The 20,896-nt window shown below is 72.5% G+C and carries 19 protein-coding genes and 1 tRNA gene; 13 read left to right on the top strand and 7 right to left on the bottom strand.

All coding sequences use genetic code 11. The features are described 5' to 3' along the window. From ngg to O7546_RS03010, 4 genes are all read left to right on the top strand, one after another. Window positions 1-1,839 (top strand): N-acetylglutaminylglutamine synthetase, encoded by a 1,839-nt coding sequence (gene ngg / locus O7546_RS03025; protein ID WP_269696149.1) that lies wholly within the window; start codon window positions 1-3, stop codon window positions 1,837-1,839. Continuing rightward, window positions 1,836-3,020, top strand: a complete 1,185-nt coding sequence (locus O7546_RS03020; protein ID WP_194798532.1) for an osmoprotectant NAGGN system M42 family peptidase — start codon at window positions 1,836-1,838, stop codon at window positions 3,018-3,020. The genes ngg and O7546_RS03020 overlap by 4 nt, the downstream gene beginning before the upstream one ends. 309 nt (window positions 3,021-3,329) lie before the next feature. After that, window positions 3,330-4,259 carry a ribonuclease Z gene (locus O7546_RS03015; protein ID WP_269696147.1) on the top strand — a complete coding sequence of 310 codons (930 nt, stop codon included), beginning with the start codon at window positions 3,330-3,332 and terminating at the stop codon, window positions 4,257-4,259. Beyond that, window positions 4,256-4,765 carry a GNAT family N-acetyltransferase gene (locus tag O7546_RS03010; RefSeq protein ID WP_281600427.1) on the top strand — a complete coding sequence of 170 codons (510 nt, stop codon included), beginning with the start codon at window positions 4,256-4,258 and terminating at the stop codon, window positions 4,763-4,765. Before O7546_RS03015 ends, O7546_RS03010 begins: the two co-directional genes overlap by 4 nt. 35 nt (window positions 4,766-4,800) lie before the next feature. Here the strand turns inward: O7546_RS03010 and O7546_RS03005 are convergent, their stop codons facing one another. Both O7546_RS03005 and O7546_RS03000 read right to left on the bottom strand, forming a co-directional pair. Beyond that, entirely contained in the window at window positions 4,801-6,171 is a 1,371-nt protein-coding gene (locus tag O7546_RS03005) for a cystathionine beta-synthase (RefSeq protein WP_030501320.1), read from the bottom strand. Window positions 6,172-6,247: 76 nt separating this feature from the next. Beyond that, window positions 6,248-6,604 (bottom strand): YkvA family protein, encoded by a 357-nt coding sequence (locus O7546_RS03000; protein ID WP_194798536.1) that lies wholly within the window; start codon window positions 6,602-6,604, stop codon window positions 6,248-6,250. A 142-nt stretch (window positions 6,605-6,746) separates the two neighbouring features. On the opposite strand from O7546_RS03000, the gene O7546_RS02995 reads away from it, so the two are divergent. Genes O7546_RS02995 through O7546_RS02980 form a run of 4 tightly spaced genes read left to right on the top strand, consistent with a single transcriptional unit; the run spans window position 6,747 to window position 11,448 of the window. After that, window positions 6,747-7,793, top strand: coding sequence for an SGNH/GDSL hydrolase family protein (locus tag O7546_RS02995; protein ID WP_194798537.1), 1,047 nt, complete (start codon window positions 6,747-6,749; stop codon window positions 7,791-7,793). Beyond that, window positions 7,790-8,602 carry an SGNH/GDSL hydrolase family protein gene (locus tag O7546_RS02990; RefSeq protein WP_194798538.1) on the top strand — a complete coding sequence of 271 codons (813 nt, stop codon included), beginning with the start codon at window positions 7,790-7,792 and terminating at the stop codon, window positions 8,600-8,602. Before O7546_RS02995 ends, O7546_RS02990 begins: the two co-directional genes overlap by 4 nt. Before the next feature lie 58 nt (window positions 8,603-8,660). Then, window positions 8,661-9,923, top strand: coding sequence for an acetyl-CoA C-acetyltransferase (locus O7546_RS02985; RefSeq protein WP_281600426.1), 1,263 nt, complete (start codon window positions 8,661-8,663; stop codon window positions 9,921-9,923). 40 nt (window positions 9,924-9,963) lie between these two features. Further along, window positions 9,964-11,448 carry a CYTH and CHAD domain-containing protein gene (locus O7546_RS02980; RefSeq protein WP_194798539.1) on the top strand — a complete coding sequence of 495 codons (1,485 nt, stop codon included), beginning with the start codon at window positions 9,964-9,966 and terminating at the stop codon, window positions 11,446-11,448. A gap of 103 nt (window positions 11,449-11,551) precedes the next feature. On the opposite strand, the gene O7546_RS02975 is transcribed toward O7546_RS02980, so the two are convergent. The 3 genes from O7546_RS02975 to O7546_RS02965 all read right to left on the bottom strand — a co-directional run bounded on the left by O7546_RS02975 (window position 11,552) and on the right by O7546_RS02965 (window position 13,631). Next, window positions 11,552-11,872 (bottom strand): hypothetical protein, encoded by a 321-nt coding sequence (locus O7546_RS02975; protein WP_194798540.1) that lies wholly within the window; start codon window positions 11,870-11,872, stop codon window positions 11,552-11,554. Window positions 11,873-11,889: 17 nt separating this feature from the next. Continuing rightward, entirely contained in the window at window positions 11,890-12,648 is a 759-nt protein-coding gene (locus O7546_RS02970) for a Bax inhibitor-1/YccA family protein (protein ID WP_194798541.1), read from the bottom strand. Window positions 12,649-12,773: 125 nt separating this feature from the next. Then, on the bottom strand, window positions 12,774-13,631 hold the full coding sequence (locus tag O7546_RS02965) for a Bax inhibitor-1/YccA family protein (protein ID WP_194798542.1): 858 nt from the start codon (window positions 13,629-13,631) through the stop codon (window positions 12,774-12,776). 195 nt (window positions 13,632-13,826) lie between these two features. Between O7546_RS02965 and O7546_RS02960 the strand changes: the two genes are divergently transcribed. The 4 genes from O7546_RS02960 (at window position 13,827) to O7546_RS02945 (ending at window position 17,361) form a co-directional block, all read left to right on the top strand. Then, the gene (locus O7546_RS02960; protein ID WP_194798543.1) at window positions 13,827-14,180 is read left to right on the top strand and encodes a hypothetical protein; all 354 of its coding nucleotides are present in this window, start codon (window positions 13,827-13,829) and stop codon (window positions 14,178-14,180) included. Window positions 14,181-14,230: 50 nt separating this feature from the next. Further along, a complete protein-coding gene (locus tag O7546_RS02955) occupies window positions 14,231-15,625 on the top strand; it encodes a hypothetical protein (protein ID WP_269696146.1) in 1,395 nt (464 codons plus the stop codon). Window positions 15,626-15,653: 28 nt separating this feature from the next. After that, window positions 15,654-16,331: a VWA domain-containing protein gene (locus O7546_RS02950; RefSeq protein WP_194798545.1), complete on the top strand. Its 678-nt coding sequence runs from the start codon at window positions 15,654-15,656 to the stop codon at window positions 16,329-16,331. A 109-nt stretch (window positions 16,332-16,440) separates the two neighbouring features. Next, window positions 16,441-17,361 carry a protein phosphatase 2C domain-containing protein gene (locus O7546_RS02945; RefSeq protein ID WP_281600425.1) on the top strand — a complete coding sequence of 307 codons (921 nt, stop codon included), beginning with the start codon at window positions 16,441-16,443 and terminating at the stop codon, window positions 17,359-17,361. Between the two features lie 53 nt (window positions 17,362-17,414). On the opposite strand, the gene O7546_RS02940 is transcribed toward O7546_RS02945, so the two are convergent. After that, window positions 17,415-17,495 (bottom strand) — tRNA-Leu (locus O7546_RS02940). A gap of 90 nt (window positions 17,496-17,585) precedes the next feature. Here O7546_RS02940 and O7546_RS02935 point away from each other — a divergent pair. Continuing rightward, window positions 17,586-19,415 (top strand): hypothetical protein, encoded by a 1,830-nt coding sequence (locus O7546_RS02935; protein ID WP_194798547.1) that lies wholly within the window; start codon window positions 17,586-17,588, stop codon window positions 19,413-19,415. 58 nt (window positions 19,416-19,473) lie between these two features. On the opposite strand, the gene O7546_RS02930 is transcribed toward O7546_RS02935, so the two are convergent. Beyond that, window positions 19,474-20,805, bottom strand: a complete 1,332-nt coding sequence (locus O7546_RS02930; RefSeq protein ID WP_194798548.1) for an NAD(P)/FAD-dependent oxidoreductase — start codon at window positions 20,803-20,805, stop codon at window positions 19,474-19,476. Between the last annotated feature and the right edge of the window lie 91 nt (window positions 20,806-20,896).

Raw genomic sequence — 20,896 nt, 5'->3', positions numbered from 1 at the left:
GTGACCGACACCCTCGCCACCGGAACGGCGCGTACCGACCGGGAACGGGTGCTGGGGCGCCGCCGGGAACGCATCGGCCCCGGCGGTGACCCGGTCGCACCGGGTACGCCGGAGCCGCGGCAGCCGGAGACCGCGTCCACCGACGCCTCGGGCGTGGTGCTGGACTGCGGCTGGGGCCGGCTGGTGTTCGGGCAGACGTTCGACGACCAGGTGCACGTGGCCGACGTGCTGCGCTCCGAGGCGGTCGGCGCCCGGGACATCTGCATCTACCTGCGCGACCCGCACGTGCTGGTGTCCCGGCTGCCGGACGAGCTGTTCATCGACCCGTCGCTGACGTACCGGCTGCCGCTGGGCGACAAGCGGCCCGCCGCCACCGAGGGCGGCGAGGTGCCCGGGCTGACCGTCCGGCCGCTGCGTGACGCCGCCGACGCCGAGGCGGTGAACCGGATCTACGCGCGCAACGGCATGGTCACCGCCCCGGTGGAGGTGCTGGTGGACAACGCCGGCACGGACCGGTTCCTGCACCTGGTGGCCGAGGACACCACCGGTGAGGTGGTCGGCACCATCACCGGCGTGGACCACGTCGCGGTCTTCGGCGACCCGGAGGACGGCGCCAGCCTGTGGTGCCTCACAGTCGACTTCAACACCGCCCCGCCCGGCACCGGGCAGGCGCTGCTGACCGCGCTCGCGGACCGGCTCGACGAGCGCGGCCGGGCGTTCGTGGACCTGTCCGTGCTGGCCGAGAACTCGGGTGCGATCCGGCTGTACGAGCGCCTCGGCTTCCACCGCACCGGCACGCTCTGCGTGAAGCGGAAGAACCCGATCAACGAGCGCCTGTTCCTGCCCGCCATGCCCGAGGGGTACGACGAGCTGAACCCGTACGCGAAGATCGTCGCGGACGAGGCGATGCGCCGCGGCATCCGGGTCGAGGTGACCGACCCGCACTGGGGTGAGCTGAAGCTGACCACCGGCGGCCGGACCATCCACACCCGCGAGTCGCTGTCGGAGCTGACCTCGGCGGTGGCGATGAGCCGCTGCGACGACAAGCGGGTGACCCGGCGCATCCTCACCGAGGCGGGGCTGTCGGTGCCGCGCGGGCGTACGGCCACCGGCGAGCCCGACGACGTGGCGTTCCTGAACGACGTGGGCCCGGTGGTGGTCAAGCCGGCGCGCGGCGAGCAGGGCAACGGCATCACCGTCGGCGTGCGTACGCCGGAGGCCCTGACCGCGGCCGTCGAGCTGGCCCGCCGGTTCTGCCCGGACGTGCTGATCGAGGAACTGCGCGCGGGCGAGGACCTGCGGGTCGTGGTGATCGACCACGAGGTGGTCGCCGCCGCGGTCCGCCGGCCGGCGCAGATCACCGGCGACGGCGTGCACGACATCACCGAGCTGATCGAGCGGCAGAGCCGTCGCCGGGCCGCCGCCACCGGCGGCGAGTCCCGCATCCCCGTCGACGACATGACCCGCGAGGTGGTGGCGGAGGCCGGGTACCGGATGCACGACGTGCTGCCGGAGGGCGAGGTGCTGGCGGTCCGGCGGACGGCCAACCTGCACACCGGCGGCACGATCCACGACGTGACCGCCGAGCTGCACCCGGCGATCGCCGAGGCGTGCGTCACCGCGAGCCGGGCGCTGGACATCCCGGTCACCGGGCTGGACCTGCTGGTCCCCGCGCCGGACCGGCCGGAACACGTGTTCATCGAGGCGAACGAGCGGCCCGGACTGGCCAACCACGAGCCGCAGCCCACCGCCGAGCGCTTCGTCGACCTGCTCTTCCCGGGTACCCGGGCACCGCAGCGACTCTGGTCGCCGGCCGGTGCGGCAAGCTCTGGGGCATGACCGCACGCAAGCCGCAACCGCTCAAGCTCGACCTCGACTACCTCCGCCAGGTGCTGGTGGAGCTGCTGGAGATCCCCAGCCCGTCGGGGCGCACCGACCACATCCAGCAGTACGTGGGCGAGCGGCTCTCCGCGATCGGGATCAGCTCCACGCTGACCCGTCGCGGGGCGCTGAGCGCCTGTCTGCCCGGCCCCCGGTCGACCGGCGCAGACCGGGCCGTGGTGGTGCACACCGACACCATCGGCGGCATGGTGAAGCGGCTCAAGGAGAACGGCCGGCTGGAGGTCAACCCGATCGGTACGCACAGCGCCCGCTTCGCCGAGGGCGCCCACGTGCGGATCTTCACCGACGACCTGGAGCGGGTCGTCACCGGCCAGGTGCTGCCGCTGAAGGCGAGCGGCCACCGCTACAACGAGGCGGTCGACCTCCAGGGCGTCGGCTGGGAGCTGGTCGAGGTGCGGGTGGACGAGCCCGTGCACGACGAGGCCGGGCTGCGGGCGCTCGGCATCGACGCCGGGGACTTCGTGGCGTTCCTGCCCAACCCCACGATCACTCCGAACGGGTACGTCAAGTCCCGGCACCTGGACGACAAGGCGGGCGTGGCGGCGGTGCTGACCGCGTTCAAGGCGATGGTCGACGCCGGGATCATCCCGGCGGTCACCGCGCACCTGCTGGTCACCGTCACCGAGGAGATCGGCCACGGCGCCAGCCACGGGCTGGACCCGGACGTCGCGGAGATCGTCTCGGTGGACGCGGCGGTGGTCGCGCCGGGCCAGCAGTCCCGGGAGACCGCCGCCACGCTGGCGATGGGCGACGGCGTCGGCCCGTTCGACTACCACCTGACCCGCAACCTCGCCTCGATCGCGAAGGAGCACGGCGTCGACCTGGTCCGGGACGTGTTCGACTACTACCGCTCGGACGTGGCCGCCGCGGTCGAGGCCGGGGCGCACGCCCGGGTCGCGCTGCTCGGGTTCGGCGTGGACGCCACCCACGGGCACGAACGCACCCACCTCGACGGCCTGCACCAGCTCACCCAGTTGCTCTGCCTCTATCTCCAGAGCCCCCTGGTCTTCCCGGAGTGGGACGCCGAGCCGGAGGGCGACCTGGCCGACTTCCCGTCGCTCGCAGTGCAGCCGGCGAACGAGGAGGGCCCGCGCGAGGGCCCGATCGGCCTGGACTGACCGGGCCTGTGATCGAAATCCGTTGCCGCGGCCGCCGCGAAGTGGATAGCGTGGCGGTACACGGGAAAGGAGGTGGTCCAGACTTGTATAGCAATCGGACTCGTGAGGTGGCTGTCCGCTAGCCGCTGTCCTCGACAGTGAAATCTCGTCCGCCGCGAGGCGGGCACCTGCAGGATCGTCGAGACCGTGTGGCAGCGGTGCGGCGAAACCACGACAGCCACCCGACCCCCGGGGTGCCGGCCCAGTCCAGCCGGCCCGCGCGCGAGCGCGGAAGCCCCGGGGGTCGCTTTTTGCCTTCCGGAGGATGCCGTGTCCATGCGTGAGCTGGTGGTGCTCGGTACGGCCAGCCAGGCCCCGACCCGGCAACGCAACCACAACGGCTACCTGCTGCGCTGGGACGACGAGGTGATCCTCTTCGACCCGGGCGAGGGCAGCCAGCGCCAGATGCTGCACACCGGGATCACCGCCACCGACCTGACCCGGATCTGCGTCACCCACTTCCACGGCGATCACTGCCTCGGGCTGCCCGGCACGATCCAGCGCCTCTCGCTGGACCGCGTACCGCGTCCGGTGGCGGTGCACTTCCCGGCCGGCGGCGCCGAGTACTTCGCCCGGCTGCGGCACGCCTCCAGCTTCTACGAGACCGCCGAACTGGCAGTCGAGCCGATCGACACCGACGGGCAGCGGATCACGCTGGGCGTCGGCACGCTGGAGGCCCGCCGGCTGCGGCACCCGATCGAGACGTACGGGTACCGCCTGGTCGAGCCGGACGGCTGCCGGATGCTTCCGGAGCGGCTGAGCGCGTACGGCATCGCCGGTCCGGACGTGGGGCGGTTGCTGCGCGACGGCCACCTGGACCGCGACGGACGCCGCGTGACCCGCGACGAGGTGAGCGTGACCCGGCCGGGGCAGCGGTTCGCGTTCGTGATGGACACCGGGCTCTGCGACGGCGTGTACGCACTGGCCGAGCACGCCGACCTGCTGGTGATCGAGTCGACGTTCCTGGAGTCGGAGGCGGCCCTCGCCGCCGAGGTCGGGCACCTCACCGCCGGCCAGGCCGCGCGGGTGGCGGCCGAGTCGGGGGTACGGACGCTCGTGCTCACCCACTTCTCCCAGCGGTACGCCGACCCGCGCCGCTTCCACGACGAGGCCCGCGAGCACTTCACCGGCGACCTGGTGATCGCCGAGGATCTTCAGACGGTACAGGTGCCGCCCCGGCGGGTACCGTCGCCCGGGTGACGATCTCCCTACGTTCCGCGACCGAAGCCGACCTGATGGCGGTCGGCGCCCTGCACCAGCGTTCACGGGTGGCGGCGTACTCGTCGTTCCTGCCGCCCGAGGCGCTGGCCGACCCGACGCCCGAGGCGATGGGCCGCTACTGGGTGGAACGGCTGACCTGGGAGGGCGCCGACCACCGGATGACGGTGGCCGAGCGGGACGGGCGGCTGGTGGGCTTCAGCTACCTCGGGCCGGACGACGAGGGCGACCCGGCGACCGGGCTGCTCAACGCGATCCACCTGGAGCCGTCCGAGCGGGGCCGGGGCACCGGCCGGGCGCTGATGGTGGACGCGCTCGACGCGATGCGGGCCCGGGGATGGACCCGCGCGGTGCTGTGGGTGCTGCGGGACAACGCCGCCGCGCGCCGGTTCTACGAGCGCGGCGGCTGGGTCCTGACCGGTCTGCAGCGGGACGAGCACATCGGCTCGGCGCTGGTGCCGCAACTGCGGTACGGCCGCGAGCTGTGAACGGGCGGGCCCCGGATCCCGGGGCCCCGCCCCGCTCAGCGGGCGCCGAGGTGGGCCAGCAGGTCCTGGCGGGTCAGCACGCCCTTGGGCTTGCCGTCGACCAGCACCAGCGCCGCGTCCGCCTTCTCCAGCAGCCCGACCGCCTCGCTCACCGGCTGGCCGCCGCCGATCATCGGCAGCGGCTCGCCCATGTGCCGCTCGATCGTGTCGTGCAGGTGGGCCTGGCCGGTGAACAACGCGTCGAGCAGGTCCTTCTCGGCGATCGAACCGGCCACCTCACCGGTCACCACCGGCGGCTCGGCCTTGAGCACCGGGAGCTGGGAGACGCCGTACTCGCGCATGTAGTCGATCGCGTCGCGGACCGTCTCGGTCGGGTGCACGTGCACCAGCTCGGGCAGGCCGCCGGGCTTGCCGGCGAGCGCGTCGGCGACGGTCGGCTCGGTGCCCGAGTCGTCCAGGAAACCGTACCGGGCCATCCACTTGTCGTTGAAGATCTTCGACAGGTAGCCCCGGCCGCCGTCCGGCAGCAGCACCACGATCACGTCGTCCGGGCCGGCCTTGCGGGCCACCTCCAGCGCGCCCACCACGGCCATACCGCAGGAGCCGCCGACCAGCAGCCCCTCCTCGCGGGCCAGCCGGCGGGTCATCTCGAAGGACTCCTTGTCCGACACCTCGACGATCTCGTCGGCGATCCCCCGGTCGTACGTCTCGGGCCAGAAGTCCTCACCGACGCCCTCGACCAGGTACGGCCGCCCGGTGCCGCCCGAGTAGACCGAGCCCTCCGGGTCCGCGCCGATCACCTTGACCCGGCCCTCGGACGCCTCCTTGAGGTAGCGGCCGATGCCGGAGATGGTGCCGCCGGTGCCGACGCCCGCGACGAAGTGGGTGATCCTGCCTTCGGTCTGCCGCCACAGCTCCGGGCCGGTGGTCTCGTAGTGCGAACGCGGGTTGGCCGGGTTGCTGTACTGGTTGGGCTTCCACGCGCCGGGGATCTCCCGGGCCAGCCGGTCGGAGACGTTGTAGTAGGAGCGCGGGTCCTCCGGCGCGACGGCGGTCGGGCAGACCACCACCTCGGCGCCGTACGCGCGCAGCACGTCCTGCTTGTCCTGGCTGACCTTGTCCGGGCAGACGAAGACGCAGCGGTAGCCCCGGAGCTGGGCCACCAGGGCCAGCCCGACGCCGGTGTTGCCGCTGGTCGGCTCCACGATCGTGCCGCCCGGCCCCAGGATGCCCGCCTTCTCGGCGTCCTCCACCATGCGCAGCGCGATCCGGTCCTTGACCGAGCCGCCCGGGTTCACGTACTCCACCTTCGCCAGCACGGTGGCCTGGATGCCCTCGGTGACGTTGCGCAGGCGTACCAGCGGGGTGTTGCCGATCAGCTCGACGACGTTGTCGTAGTACTGCACCTCGTTGTGCCCTTCGTCGCGCCGCCGTCGTGGGGCGGTCGGTCAGCGGTCAGTTCGCCGACCAGCGTACGTGCCGTCAGGGCACCGCATGCCCGGGGATGACGGAGCTGCGACGTGCCTCCCACTCCAGGAACCGCTCGGTCTCGGCGAGCACGCTGCCGGCCAGCCAGGTGACCATGACCGCGTCGTCGGCCAGCCCGAAGATCGCCAGCGGGATCTCCGGCAGCAGGTCGATCGGGGAGACGATGTACGCCGTCGCCCCGGCCATCAGCGCCAGGCGCAGGCCACCGTCGTACTCGCCCCGGGTGGTCGCGCGGATCATCCGCGGCAGCGCCGCCAGCCGTGCCCCGAGCGACGGCCCGCCCCGCGTACCGGCCGCCAGCGCCCGGGCCAGCGCCGCGAACGCGGCGCTGCGCTTCAACGTCTTCCCCATGATGTCGCCCCTCTCCGCTCGACCATGGTGCGGCCCGATGGCAAGTCCATGTCCGCTGCCCCTCATCGGTACCCAATCCGGGCACCGCCCAGCCATCCGATCAAGGACAGCAGTGGTCGTACCGGCGCGATACTGTCGGTTCATGGGGGACGCTGGTTCCGTCGCGCCGGTCCGCCGGCAGCGCGCCCGGCAGATCGCCCGCCTCGCGGCGATCGGCACGGGCGCCACGGTGGCGGCCACCGCCGCCACCGGTGGGGTGCTGCTCGGCCAGGCCCGGCAGGCCCGCCGCACCATCCCGATGGCGCAGGCCCCGCCGCCGCGCTGCGACGGTGTGTACGGCGCGAGACTGCCCGGCCCGCCGATCACCGTGGTCATCCTGGGCGACTCCTCAGCGGCCGGGTACGGCGTGCACAGGCGCCGGGAGACACCGGGATCACTGCTGGCCACCGGGCTGTCCCGCCGCCTGCACCGGCCGGTCCGGCTGCACCGGTTCGCCGTGGTCGGCGCGTTGTCGTCAGGGCTGAAGCCGCAGGTCGAGTCCGCCCTGGAGGTCGAGCCGGACGTCGCAGTGATCCTGGTCGGCGGCAACGACGTCACCAACCGCTCACCGTTCTCGGTAGCGGTGCGATATCTGGTCGACGCGGTCCGTACGCTCCGGGCGGCCGGCTGTGAGGTGGTCGTCGGCACCTGCCCCGACCTGGGCACCATCCGGCCTATTCAGCCGCCGCTGCGCTGGCTGGCCCGGCGCTGGAGCCGCCAGCTCGCCGCCGCGCAGACGGTGGGCGTGGTCGAGGCCGGCGGCCGTGCCGTCTCGCTCGGCGACATGCTCGGGCCGCGCTTCGCCGCCGACCCCGGGCGGATGTTCGCCTGGGACCGGTTCCACCCCTCCGCCGAGGGGTACGCGATAGCCGCAGCGGCGTTGCTGCCCACCGTGTTGTCCGCGTTGGGCGCGGTCCCGGAACGCAGGCCTGTCCTGCCGGGCGTGGAGGGCGTACGGTCGCTCCCGGAGGCCGCCCACCAAGCGGCCCGGCACGCAGGCACGGAGGTCAGCGGCGCCCAGCTCCGGGGTCGCGACCGCGGGCCGGGCGGGCGGTGGGCGCAGCTTCGCCGGCGGGCCTTCTTCGGCGTCGGCGCGGTGCCACCGACCGGCAGCGCCGCCGACTCGGCAACGCTGGAGGGAACGTCATGAGCGAGCGCGGTGAGGTGGCCCGGTGGGGCCGGGCCGCGGCCCTGTCGCTGCTGGCCGGCACTGTGGGCGGCGCGGCGGTCCTGGCCGGCCAGGCCATCGCTGCCCGCACCCGCGAGTACGCCCAGCCCGAGCTGGGTCTGGTCCTGCGCGCGACTGTCGGCCGCGCGGACGCGCCGCCGCTGCGGCTGGTGCTGCTGGGTGACTCGTCGGCGCTCGGTGTGGGCGTCGACCGGTTCGAGGACACCATCGGCGGTCAGCTCGCCAACCTGCTCGCCGAGGGTCCGACCGGGCGCCGGGTGCAGCTGTCCAGCGTCGGGGTCTCCGGCTCGCGCGCCACCGACCTGGCGACCCAGGTGGCCCGGGCGCTGCTCGGTGAGCGGCCGGACGTGGCGGTGGTGCTGATCGGGGCGAACGACGCCACCGCGATGTCCCGGCCCGGCGACGCGGCGGCCTATCTCGGCTCGGCGGTACGCCGTCTGCGGGAGGCACACGTCGAGGTGGTGGTGGGCACGTGCCCCGACCTCGGGGCGGTACGCGCGGTCGCCGCACCGCTGCGTCAGGTGCTCGGCTGGTCCGGGCGGCGGATGGCGCGGGCGCAGACGGCGGCCGTGCTGGACGCCGGCGGCACCGTCGTCGACCTGGGCACCGAGACCGGCCCGGTGTTCCGCGCGGACGCGGGGACGCTCTGCCACGACGGCTTCCACCCGTCGGCCGACGGCTACCGGGTGTGGGCGCACGCCCTGCTCCCGGCGGTCGAGGCGGCCGCTGCCGTCGCGTTCCGGCATCACCGGCGACCGCCCACGGGGTGACATTTCCCGCCCGCCGTGCGACTTCCCGGGCATGTTACTCGCGCGTTAACGTTGGCTCATGCCGATTGAGTCGCCCCGCGACGCCGTCATCGTCGCCACCGCCCGGTCCCCCATCGGCCGCGCGTTCAAGGGTTCCCTCCGCGAGGTCCGCCCGGACGACCTCGCCGCCACCATCGTCCAGGCCGCCCTCGACAAGGTCCCGGCGCTCGATCCCACCACCATCGACGACCTCCACCTCGGGTGCGGTCTGCCCGGCGGCGAGCAGGGCTTCAACATGGCCCGGGTGGTCGCCACCCTGATGGGCCTCGACGGCCTGCCCGGCGCCACGCTGACCCGCTACTGCGCGTCCTCGCTCCAGACCACCCGGATGGCGATGCACGCGATCCGGGCCGGTGAGGGTGACGTGTTCATCTCCGCCGGTGTGGAGATGGTGTCCCGGTACGCCCGGGGCAACTCGGACACGCTGCCGCCGGAGGCGCAGGCCCTCGTCGGCGGCGGCTGGGAGAACCCCCGCTTCGCCGAGGCCCGGGAGCGTTCCGCGGCCCGCGCCCAGGGCGGCGCCGAGGTGTGGACCGACCCGCGCGAGGCCGGGCAGCTCCCCGACATCTACCTCGCCATGGGGCAGACCGCGGAGAACCTGGCCCAGGTGTACGACGTGACCCGCGAGGACATGGACGCGTTCGGCGTCCGCAGCCAGAACCTCGCCGAGAAGGCGATCGCCGACGGCTTCTGGGCCCGCGAGATCACCCCGGTCACCACGCCGGACGGCACCGTCGTCAGCACCGACGACGGCCCGCGAGCCGGGGTGACCCTGGAGGCGGTGGCCGGCCTGAAGCCGGTGTTCCGCCCGGACGGCCGGATCACCGCGGGCAACTGCTGCCCGCTCAACGACGGCGCCGCCGCCGTGGTGATCATGAGCGCCGAGCGCGCGTCCGAGCTGGGGCTCACCCCGCTGGCCCGGATCGTCTCCACCGGCGTCACCGGGCTCTCCCCCGAGATCATGGGCCTGGGCCCGGTCGAGGCGTCGAAGCAGGCACTCAAGCGCGCCGGCATGACCATCGACGACGTCGACCTGGTCGAGATCAACGAGGCGTTCGCCGCCCAGGTGATCCCCTCGTACCGGCAGCTCGGTATCCCGGAGGAGAAGCTGAACGTCGCCGGTGGCGCGATCGCCGTCGGCCACCCGTTCGGCATGACCGGTGCCCGGATCACCGGCACGCTGCTGAACGCGCTGGAGTGGCACGACAAGACCATCGGTCTGGAGACCATGTGCGTCGGCGGCGGCCAGGGCATGGCGATGGTGCTCGAACGACTGAGCTGAGACCGGTTCGCCGGTGCGCGAGCCGGGTACGGGAGGCCGCATGGCGACCGTCGTGGAACGTGAGCGCAAGTACTCCGGCGACGAGGGTTTCCGGCTGCCCGACCTGACCGGGTGCGGTGGCGTCGTGACCATGTCCGACGCCACCGTCTCGGATCTGGACGCCGTCTACTGGGACACCGGCGACCTGCTCCTGCTGCGCAGCGGGCACGCACTGCGCCGGCGTACCGGTGGGCACGACGCGGGCTGGCACCTCAAGGTGGGCGCTGTCGGTGGCGCCCGGGTCGAGCACCAGTTCCCGGCCGGGGCGTCCGACGACGGCCCGCCGCCCGAGCTGGTCGCGCTGATCCGGGGCGCGTCGCGCGGTCGCCCTGTCACTCCGGCGGCCCGGGTCGTCAATCGCCGCCGGGAGCACCGGCTGCTCGACGCGGACGGCCGGGTGCTGGCCGAGGTGGCCGAGGACGACGTCCGGTCCGAGGACCTGGTGGACGGCACCGCGCGGACCTGGCACGAGATCGAGATCGAGCTGGTCGAGGGCGACGAGGCGCTGCTCGACGCACTCGGGGAGCGGCTGCGCGCGGCAGGCGCCCGCGAGGTGGCGGTCAGCAAGTCGCACCGGGCCGTCGCCGGCCGGATCGAGCGCTTCGACGACCGGGAGCCGGTCGGCCCGGCGGGACCTGTCCTCGCGTACGTCAGGGCACAGCGCGACGCGATCGTCGGCAACCACGCGGCCGCGTACCAGGGGAACGAGGACGCGGTCCACGACATGCGCGTGGCGACCCGCCGGTTGCGGGCGACCCTGCGTACCTTCCGGGGGTTGTGGGACCGCCGGGAGAGTGAGGCGGTCCGGGCCGAGCTGCGCCGCCTCGGCGGCGAGCTGGGCCGGGTCCGCGACACCCAGGTGATGGCCGACCGGCTCACCGAGGCGATGCACGAGCTGCCGGACGAGCTGGTGCTCGGCCCGGTGGCGGCGCGGATCGGCCAATGGTTCGCCGCCGACCGGGCCGAGGCGACCATCGCGCTGCGGTCCGCGCTGGACGCCGACCGCTACCCCGCTCTGCTGGCCCGCCTGGATCGGCTGGCCGACGGCCCGCCCGCCGACGTCGGCCGGCGGTGGGTGGACCGCAGGGTCCGCAAGGCGGTACGCCGTGCCGACACCCGGCTGGACCGGGCGCTCGCCACCACCGGGCCGGACGGGGACGTCGCGTTGCACGAGGCGCGCAAGAAGCTCAAGGCCGCCCGCTACGCGGTGGAGGTGCGCGCGCCGGCCGCCGGCAAGCGGGCCGCTCGCCTGGTGAAGCGGTTCAAGGCGCTCCAGGACCTGCTCGGCACCCAGCAGGACTCGGTGGTCACCCGGGAGGTGCTGCGGCGGCAGGCGCTCCAGGCGTACGCCGACGGCGAGAACGCGTTCACGTACGGCCTGCTGCACGCGAGGCAGGCCGAGGCCGCCGGCCACGACCGCCCGGCCGTCCTGCGGGCGCGCGACCGCTCAAGACACCGCAAGGTACGCCGCTGGCTGAACCCCTGACCCGCCCTCTCCCGGCCCCCACTCGGTCGATCATGAAGTTGACGGGGATCAGCGTCCGTTTTGTCGCCGCCAACTTCATGATCAACGGGGTCAGGGCGGGGGGTCAGAGGGCGGCGCGGGTTCGGGTCACCGCTTCCGTGGCGGTGGCCAGGATCTGGTCGGGGGGCGCGGCGAGGGTCAGGTCGGCGGTGACCACGCGGAGCTGGTCGGGCAGGGCCAGGTCGCTGGGGAGGCGGGGCACGTCGCGGCGCGGCTCACCGGCCGCGTCGGCGGCCAGGTTGGCGATCTCCTGGACCAGCTTGTGCACCAGGTCGGCCCGGGACACGTTGCCGCCGTCCGCCTTGGCCGACCAGCGCGGCTGCTGCCAGTGCCCGACCTGTCGGACCAGCAGGGTCACCGCCCGGTCCAGTTCCGCTGCGCTCATCGCCGCCGAGTCTACGGTCAGCGGCGTACGTAGCTGAGCAGGCGGAGGATCTGCCAGTACAGGAAGATCAGCCCGACCAGCAGACCGAAGGCGCAGTACCAGGCGTAACGGCTGGGCAGCCGGTTCGCGGCCGACCGTTCGACCAGGTCGAAGTCGAGGATGAAGCTGAGCGCGCCCGCGATGATCGCCACCACCGAGAACAGGTACGGCAACCAGCCCACCCGGTCACTGAGGCTGTAGACGACCACCCCCTGCCGCCCGGTGAACAGGTACGCGAACAGGTTGACCAGGCCGATCGCCACGATCCCGACGAGCATGCCGATGACGAGCCGGGCCAGGCGCGGGGTGGCGCGTACCAGCCGGGCCCGGTAGAGCACCGCCATGCCGAGGAAGACGCCGAACGTGCCGACCACCGCCTGCGCCACGATGCCCGGATAGACCAGTTCGAAGGCGCGGCTGGCCACCCCGAGCAGCAGTCCCTGGAGCACCGCGTACCCGACGATCACCGGTGGACTGGTGATCTGCTTCAGCGAGATGACGAGCACCAGGGCCAGGCTGGCCAGCGCGCTCCCGGCGAGCGCGGCGGAGATCCACGCGGCCTGCGGCACCACCACCCAGGACACCGCCGCCGTGACGCCGGTGACCAGCAGCAGACCCACGGTCCGGCTGACCACGTCGGCCACCGTCATCGTGTCGGCGGTCCCGGCCCTGAGCACCTGCCGCTCGACGCGGCCGACGTCGTCCAGCCGGTCCAGCACCGGGTTGGCACTGCGCACCGTGACCACCTCCCGCCCACGTACCCGGATCCCACTCTGCCCCGGGCGGCCCGGCGGGGACGGGGAAACGGCGACGCCCGCCGCCGCGGATGCGGCAGGCGGGCGTCGTCGGGGAGGGCGTGATGTCAGTCGTCGCCCTGGAAGTAGCTGAGCAGCCGCAGGATCTCGATGTAGAGCCAGACCAGGCCGACCACGATGCCGAAGGCGGCGGTCCAGGAGTAGCGCTGCGGGAGGCCCATCCGGACCCCCTCCTCGATGTCGGCGAAGTTGAGCACGAAGCTCAGCGACGCCACCACGATGCAGACCAGGCTGAAGCCGATCGCGAGCGGGCTGCCGTCACGCAGGCCGGTGTTGACGCCGAACAGCGCCAGCACCAGGTTGACCAGCATCACGCCGAACAGGCCGGCCATGATCGCCACCATGATCCGGGCGAACTTCGGCGTGGCCCGGATGATCCGCGCCTTGTAGATCATCGCCATCAGGAAGAAGACGCCGAACGTGGCCACGACCGCCTGGAGCACGATGCCGTCGTAGAGCGACTCGAACGCCTTGCTGACCATGCCGACGAAGACGCCCTCGATGACCGAGTACGCCACGACGAGCGCCGGGTTGGCCATCCGCGAGAACGAGATGATCAGGCCGAGCACCAGGCCGACCACCGCGGCGCCGATCCACGCGACGCCGACAAGCGAGTCCGGCACGAGGACCCAGGCCGCCGCGGCCGAGGCGCCGAGGATGGCGAGCATGAGGACCGTCTTGACGACCACGTCGTCGAGGGTCATCGGGGTCACGGTGGGCGGGGCCACCGGCTGGCCGTAGCCGCCCGGGTAGGGCTGGGCGTAGGGCTGCTGGGGGTACTGCTGCTGCGGGTACTGCTGGGGGTATCCGGGCTGACCGTACGGCCCGGGCTGGGCGTACCCGGCCGCCCGCTCACGCTCTGCCGCCTGGCCGAGCCGGGCGAGCACCGGGTTCGACGTCTTCACTTCTCAGGCCTCCCTCAGGGGGTCGATCGCACGAAAGACGTGCTACTCCAGGGTAGACGTGGGCGCAATCGCGCGCGCCACGGCTAGCTGTGGGAAAGCTGAGAGTTCCGTACCAGGCGCCGACGGGCTTTCGTCGGCCGGGGAAGCCCTGTCCGTCAGAGAACGGTGGATGTGTACAGGGAAGGACTCAGGCCGATGACGGACGATGCTCTCTTCGTCAGCATGGTGTGCAGCTCGACGCGCCTGCCTGCGGTGATCCGGTTCCGGTGGGACGGCGAGTCGTACGTGGCGACAGCCGGTTCGAAGCAACGGCCCGGCAGCGTGGTGCCACCGCAGCACGGGAACGGCTCGATCAACGGGTCGTTCAGCCTCGGCGCGGCTTATCCGGGCTGCGTGTACTGCGCAGCGGACAATTTCGTCCGCTGCGGGCGGTGCCGTGAGCTCAGCTGCCATGACCGCAGCTGGGAAGTCTTCAACTGCCCGCGCTGCGGCAACTCGGGGCGGGTCGACGGCACCATCGACAGCCTCTCCGGGCTGGGCAGTTCATGACCACCCCCGCCGCCCGGCGGATCGCCCACGGTGATCACGGGACGTACACGGTGGTCGGCGGCCCGATCAGCAAGGGCGGTGTCGGAGCCATCTACCGTCTCACCGACCCGCGTTGGGTCTACAAGGAGTACCACTCCCCGGACAAGGCCCCGACGGCCGTGCACCTGGAGCAGCTCGTCGAGATCGGCCGGGACGTGCTGATCCAGCAGGGGCTGGAGATCGGTGCTCGGCCGGAGTCGTCTGTCAACTGGCCGGTCGACATCGTCCGCCAGTCCGATCGCCAGATCATCGGATGCGTGCTGCCGGCCATCCCACAGCGCTACTTCCACCCGACGCTCGGCACCGTCAACACGCTCGACTTCCTGGTCATGATCCGGTCGAAACCACCGCCCGCCACCAAACGGTTGATCGTACTGCTCCGGATGGCCGAGATCCTCGCGTTCGTGCACAGCAAAGGGCTGGTGCACGGCGACATCAACGCCAAGAACGTCGCCTGGACGGTCACCCCGACGCCGGAGGCGTATCTGATCGACTGCGACGGCATGGTGCCGCAGGATCCGCCGCCGAAGGTGGGGGTGCAGGCCGTCTACTGGACCGACCCGCGGGTGGTGGACAAGGTCGTGCCGGCGCACGACCACTACAGCGACTGGTACTGCCTGGCGCTGGCGTTCTACCGCGGGCTGTTGCTGATCAAGGGGGGCGCGCTCGGCAAGCAGAAGGACGGCACCTGGTCGGCACCGGGCCAGATCCCGTCGGACCTCGATCCGCGAGTTGCTGCGCTGATGCGGCGAGGACTGACCGATCCGCTGGACGCGAGCAAGCGGCCGGAGCCGGCCGAGTGGGTCAGGGTCCTGATCGAGGTCTACGTGGCCGGCGGGAAGTACGACGAGACCGCGTTGGCCCGGCTGGACAAGGAGCTGAACGCGCCGAGACCCCGGCAGGGCGTGACGCCGGGAACCTTTACCCCGCTACCGCCGCCCAGCCCTCCGCAACCGTCGTCCGGGACACGGCATCAGCCGCCGCCGTATCAGCAGTACCGGCCACCACAACCGCAACAGCAGCCCTACTGGCATCGGCCCCCACCTCCGCCGCCACATCGACCAGCGCAGGTGTATCAGAGGCCGCCCATACCGCAGCCGCCTCTTCCGCAGTACCCGCCGCCTCAATACGTGTCCCCACCGCCCTACGCGCCGACACCCGGAAAGGATCCAGGGGCACTGGCACGTTGGGCGATGGGCGGCGGAGTCGCCTGGTACCTGCCGCTGGCCTTGCTGTCGTTCTGCCTGTGGCCGGTCGGCGGAATCGTCTGTGGTCTCGTCCTGGCCCAGTCCATCAGGACCTACTCCGGTTACCCCGGCCGCACCGCCGCCATCGTCAGCAGCTGCCTCGGCCTCGGTCTGAGCGGCTTCGCTCTCCTGTCGTGGCTGGTAGGCCTGGCCGCCTGACATCACACCCCGGAAAGGGAGAACCAACATGTCATCGAACGAGCTCTTCACCATCTTCCCGGTCTTCCTGCTGGTCGACGTCAGCGCCTCGATGTCGGGTGGCCCGATCGAGGCGGTGAACAAGGCCCTGCCGGAGATTCAGCACGAGATGCGGTCCAACCCGACGGTCGGCGAGATCGCCCGCATCGCCGTGGTGACGTTCTCGGATGAGAGCCGGGTAGCCCTCCCCCTCTGCGACATCGCCGAAGCTCCGCTGCCCGAACTGCTGGTCGAGGGCGGCACCAACTTCGCAGCCGGTTTCCGTGGCGCCCGGCAGGCGATCGAGGCCGGTATGCGCTCCCTGCCCAAGGGCACGCCGGTCTACCGGCCGGTCGTGTTCTTCATGAGCGACGGGGCGCACCAGGCCGCCGAAGACTGGACCGAAGCGCTCAAGAGCCTGCGGGACCCGGGATGGAAGTTCGCGCCCGAGGTGGTCGCCTTCGGTCTCGCCGACGCGCACCGGGAGGAGCTCCAGAAGATCGCCACCCGGTTCGCCTTCATGGCCAAGGACGCCGACCCGGTCAGCCAGGTCCGCGAGATCATGAACGCGCTGATCGGGAGCATCCGGACCACCTCGACGAGCCTCGCCGACCCGACCAAGCAGGAAGGGCTGTACCTGGAGGCGCCGAGCGACCACTTCACGCCCCTCCCGGCCCTGACGATCTGAGGCCGGCATGCCTTTCCCGTTCGCCCACCTGTGGAGCGGAGGCGAGTCACCGGCTGAGCCGGACCTCACCCCGTCCGAGCCATCCTCGGCACCGGAACAGCCGGTTCCGGTGCAGCCGGCGCCCCTCCCGGAGGACGAGCCGAAGCCGGCCGACCTCCCGTCGGCCGCCCCGGTGATCGGGCGGGTCGCAGACGTCCAGCACGGGCGGCTCAAGGCCGGCCTCACCCTCCGCCCACCCGCGATCGCCCTGGACGGCATCGTGGCCGGCGGCTACCGGGTGGCCGGCGCGTCGATGATCGGCGTGGGCCACCTGCAGTCCGGGCAACCGCGGCAGGACGCGTACAACTTCATGCTCGGCGAATCCGGCCGGTTGTACGTAGCCGTCGCCGACGGTCTGGGCTCCAAACCGTACTCGCAACTGGGTGCGCACCTTTTCGTCGAGTCGGTGCTGATCTCGGCGGGCAGAGCCGAGGCCGACGAGCCGACCGAGGCGGATCCTGCTCGGCTACTCGTCCGGGCGAGCGAACGAATGGAACAGAAGGTCCGGGAGGCGTACGGCATAGATCCAAGGGCGGCGGGTTGCGTCGGCGCGGTAGCGGTGTTCTCGGAGCGTGGCTGCGTCGTCGCCCGGATCGGGGACGTGTCCGCCTTCACTCTCCGGACCGGCGTCTTCACCGAGGCATTCCCGGCCGAGACCGGCCCACTCAACCTGGTGACGGCGACGATGCCGTATCAGGCAGAGGAGGACATCGAGGTGGCCGAGCTGCCCTCGGCCGCCGTGGTGGTCCTCGGGACCGACGGGCTGGCGAACGACCTGCGCCACTCCGGCACACTCCGGGAGTGGCTGGGCGGGCAGTGGCAGGTACCACATCTGCCGTTCGGCGTCGGCGACACTCTGCGCTATCGGCGGCAGGGCTCGCACGACGACAGAACGGCGGTACTGGTCTGGCGCGACGATGTTCCCGCCGACGCGGCGGCGAACGGCCCGGCCGAGGAAGACCAGGGTGAGGATCCGGCCCGCCTCCGGTGAACCCGTTGCGGGCCCGCGGCGAGCCGCCCGTGATCATGAGGGGAGCTGTCGTGTGCCCGGGGCGGGGGTCGAACCCGCACGCCTTGCGGCAGCCGCTTTTAAGGCGGCCGTGTCTGCCGTTCCACCACCCGGGCGGGTGACACCGGCGCGTCGCCACGCGGCGGTGCAGATCTCACCGTAGCGGCTCGGCCGCGACGCGGCGTACCCCGGCGGGTGCGGCCGTTATGGTCGAGGCCGTGACCAGCGCCGCCCGCCCGGCCCTCCGGCCCGATCACCGCCGGACGGCCGGTCCGGCGGGGGTCGCGCGGCGGGTGACGGCCGCCGTCCGGCGGCACCGCGCGGACCTGCTCGTGGGGCTGGCGTTCGTCGCGCTCGCCGCCTGGCTCACCCACGGCCTCTGGCCGGCGCCGGGCACGCGCGCACTCGCGCTCAACCCGGCGGACCAGACGCTGTACGAGTGGTTCCTGGCGCTGGACGCGCGTGCCCTGCGCGGCGAGCTGGGCCTGGTCACCGGCCGGTTGAACGCGCCGGACGGGGTCAACCTGATGGCGAACACCTCGGTGGTGGCGCTCGGCGTGCTGCTCGCCCCGGCCACGCTGGCGTTCGGGGCGCCTGTCACGTTCGCGCTGCTCGTCGCCGTGAACATGGCCGGTACGGCGCTCGCCTGGTACCTGCTGTTCGTCCGCGTCCTGCGGGCCCGCCGGCTCGCTGCCGTACTCGGCGCGGCGCTCTGCGGCTTCGGGCCGGGCATGGTCTCGCAGAGCAACGGCCACCTGCACATGACCGCGCAGTGGCTGGTCCCGGTGCTGGTCTGGCTCGTGGTCCGGCTGCTGCGTGCCGCCGACCCGGCCGGTCGCCCGGAGGGCCCGGACCGACGCCGGACGGCCTCCTCCGCGGCCGGGCTCGCCGCGGTCGTCACCGTGCAGGTCTTCGTCGGCGAGGAGGTGCTGTTCCTCGCCGCGCTCACCCTGGCGGTGACCGCAGTCGCGTACGGGCTGGCCGACCGGGACCTGCTGCGCCGGGCCGGCTCCGGGTTCGCCGGTGGCCTGCTCGTCGCCGCCGGGCTGGCGCTGCCGGTGCTGGCGTACCCGCTGTGGGTGCAGTTCGCCGGCCCGCAGGGTGTCGCGGACGGCATGTTCCCGCCCGCCTACTTCTCCGCCGATCTGATCGGCTGGACCCGCTTGTCCGCGCTGACGGTGTTCGGCAGCCCGGAGGCGGTACGGCTCACCACCGGCCCGGCCGAGTTCACCACGTTCCTGGGCTGGCCGCTGCTGCTGGTCGCCGCCGCCTGCGCGGCCTGGCTGGGGCGGCGGGCCCCGGTGGTGGCGCTCGTGGCCGGGGCGCTGGTGATGGCCGCACTCGCGCTCGGCCCGGAGGTGGTGGCGGGCGGTGAGCGGACCGGGATCCCCGGCCCGTACGCGCTGCTGGCCGGGCTGCCGGTGGTGGACGGCGCGCTGCCGATGCGTTTCGCGCTGGCGGTGCTGCCGCTCGTCGGCACCGTGCTCACCCTCGCCGTGCACCGGGCGCTCGGTGAACCCGGGCGGGCCCGCCGGGTCGTCCCGTTCGCGGTCGGCGCGGCGCTGCTCAGTGTCCTTCCCACGCCGCTGCCCACGATGGACCGGCCGCCGCTGCCCGAGTTCGTCACCGGCGGCCACTGGCGGAAGTGCGTACGCCCCGGCGGGGTGCTGGTGCCGGTGCCCACCGCCACTCCGCAGGCTCCCTGGCCGATGCGCTGGGCCACCGCCACCGGCGTCGCGTTCGCCATGCCGGAGGGCTTCTTCATCGGCCCGTACGGCCCGCACGGCGAGGCGACAATGGGCACCTGGCAGCGTCCCACCTCGACGCTGCTCGCCGACGTGGCCCGCCGGGGCGTGGCACCCGCGATCGGTGACCGGCAACGCCGCCAGGCCGCGCGGGACGTCGAGTTCTGGCACGCCTCGTGCGTGGCGGTGACCGACGACACGCCGCACGCGGAGATGCTGCGCCGCACCGTGGAGCAGCTGTTCGGGCGGCCGGGTACGCGGCTCGCCGACGCCTGGACCTGGCGGTTCTGATCCCGGACACGGCGAAGGCCCCTCCCGCGTACGGGAAGGGCCTTTCGTCCGGCAGGCGTCAGACGCGCGCGGCGACCGGCGGGGCGGACGCCTCGGCGAACTCCTCGCGCGGGTCGTGCAGCTGGCCCAGCGCGACCACCTCACGCTTGAGGAAGAACGCCAGCGTCCAGTCGACCACCACGCGCACCTTGCGGTTGAACGAGGGGATCCGCGACATGTGGTACGTCCGGTGCATGAACCAGGCGGGCCAGCCCGTCATCTTGATGCCGTAGACCTGCGCCACGCCCTTGTGCAGGCCGAGGCTCGCCACGCTGCCGGCGTGCTTGTGCTTGTAGTCGACCGGCTCGCGCCCGCGGATCACGTTCGCGATGTTGTCGGCCATCCGCGCCGCCTGCCGCACCGCGTGCTGGGCGCTCGGGGAGCAGAAGTTACCCGGCTCCTTGGTCAGGTCCGGTACGGCGGCGCAGTCGCCGGCGCTCCACGCGCCCTCGACCACCCGGTCGCCGTCCACGATCTGCAGCGTCGGCCGGCAGGTGACCCGGCGGCGCTCGTCACGCGGGAAGTCCGTCGCGTCCAGCATCGGCGACGGCTTCACACCGGCGGTCCAGACGATGGTGTCGGACGGGAAGCTGTCCCCGTCGGAGAGCTTCACCACACCGTCGACGCAGGACTCCAGCCGGGTGTCGAGGCGGATGTCCATGTCCCGCTTCATCAGCTGCTGCACCGTGTAGGCGCCCATGTCCCGGTCGACCTCGGGCAGCACCCGCTGGGTCGCCTCGACGAGCACCCAGCGCATCTCCTCCGGCTTCAGCTCCGGGTAGTAGCGCAGCGCGTCCCGGGCCATGTCCTCCATCTCGGCGAGCGCCTCGATGCCGGCGTAGCCGCCGCCCACGAAGGTGAACGTCAGCGCACGGCTGCGGACCGCCGGGTCGGTGGTGGAGGCCGCCACGTCGAGCCGGTCCAGCACGTGGTTGCGCAGGAAGATGGCCTCACCGATGGTCTTGAACCCGATGCCGTGCTCGTGCAGGCCGGGGATCGGCAGGGTGCGGGAGACCGAGCCGGGGGCGACGACCACGTGGTCGTACTGGATCTCCCGGGCCGGGCCGCTGATCGGCTGCACCACGGCGGTCATGCGGTCGTGGTCGATCCGGGTGACGGTGCCCGCCACCACGGTGCACTTGCGCAACTCCCGCCGCAGCGGCACCACGGCGTGCCGAGGGGAGATGTTGCCCGCCGATGCCTCCGGGAGGAACGGCTGGTACGTCATGTGCGGCTGCGGGTCGACGACGATGACCTCCGCCTCACGCCTGCTCAGCTTCTTGGACAGGCGCAGAGCGGCGTACAGGCCCACGTGACCGGCACCCACGACAAGGATCCGCTTCGGGTTCACGTCATCTATCTTTCCCCGGGTGCTTCGGGTAATCCCGCGCGAGACCCCCTTCTGTGACGGAGCACAACCGGTGTGACCTGCGCAACGTCGC

The sequence above is a fragment of the Micromonospora sp. WMMA1976 genome (assembly GCF_027497335.1).
Classification (GTDB): domain Bacteria; phylum Actinomycetota; class Actinomycetes; order Mycobacteriales; family Micromonosporaceae; genus Micromonospora; species Micromonospora aurantiaca.
This window is presented reverse-complemented; position numbering and strand designations above follow the sequence as displayed.

Bases quoted from the DNA above. Each gene is read 5' to 3' on its own strand.
- O7546_RS02975 (WP_194798540.1), bottom strand. From the start codon at position 11,872: ATGAGCGCAGCGGAACTGGACCGGGCGGTGACCCTGCTGGTCCGACAG.
- O7546_RS02995 (WP_194798537.1), top strand. From the start codon at position 6,747: ATGGGGGACGCTGGTTCCGTCGCGCCGGTCCGCCGGCAGCGCGCCCGG.
- O7546_RS02980 (WP_194798539.1), top strand. From the start codon at position 9,964: ATGGCGACCGTCGTGGAACGTGAGCGCAAGTACTCCGGCGACGAGGGT.
- O7546_RS02985 (WP_281600426.1), top strand. From the start codon at position 8,661: ATGCCGATTGAGTCGCCCCGCGACGCCGTCATCGTCGCCACCGCCCGG.
- O7546_RS03020 (WP_194798532.1), top strand. From the start codon at position 1,836: ATGACCGCACGCAAGCCGCAACCGCTCAAGCTCGACCTCGACTACCTC.
- O7546_RS02990 (WP_194798538.1), top strand. From the start codon at position 7,790: ATGAGCGAGCGCGGTGAGGTGGCCCGGTGGGGCCGGGCCGCGGCCCTG.
- O7546_RS02950 (WP_194798545.1), top strand. From the start codon at position 15,654: ATGTCATCGAACGAGCTCTTCACCATCTTCCCGGTCTTCCTGCTGGTC.
- O7546_RS02935 (WP_194798547.1), top strand. From the start codon at position 17,586: ATGGTCGAGGCCGTGACCAGCGCCGCCCGCCCGGCCCTCCGGCCCGAT.
- O7546_RS02960 (WP_194798543.1), top strand. From the start codon at position 13,827: ATGACGGACGATGCTCTCTTCGTCAGCATGGTGTGCAGCTCGACGCGC.
- O7546_RS03000 (WP_194798536.1), bottom strand. From the start codon at position 6,604: ATGGGGAAGACGTTGAAGCGCAGCGCCGCGTTCGCGGCGCTGGCCCGG.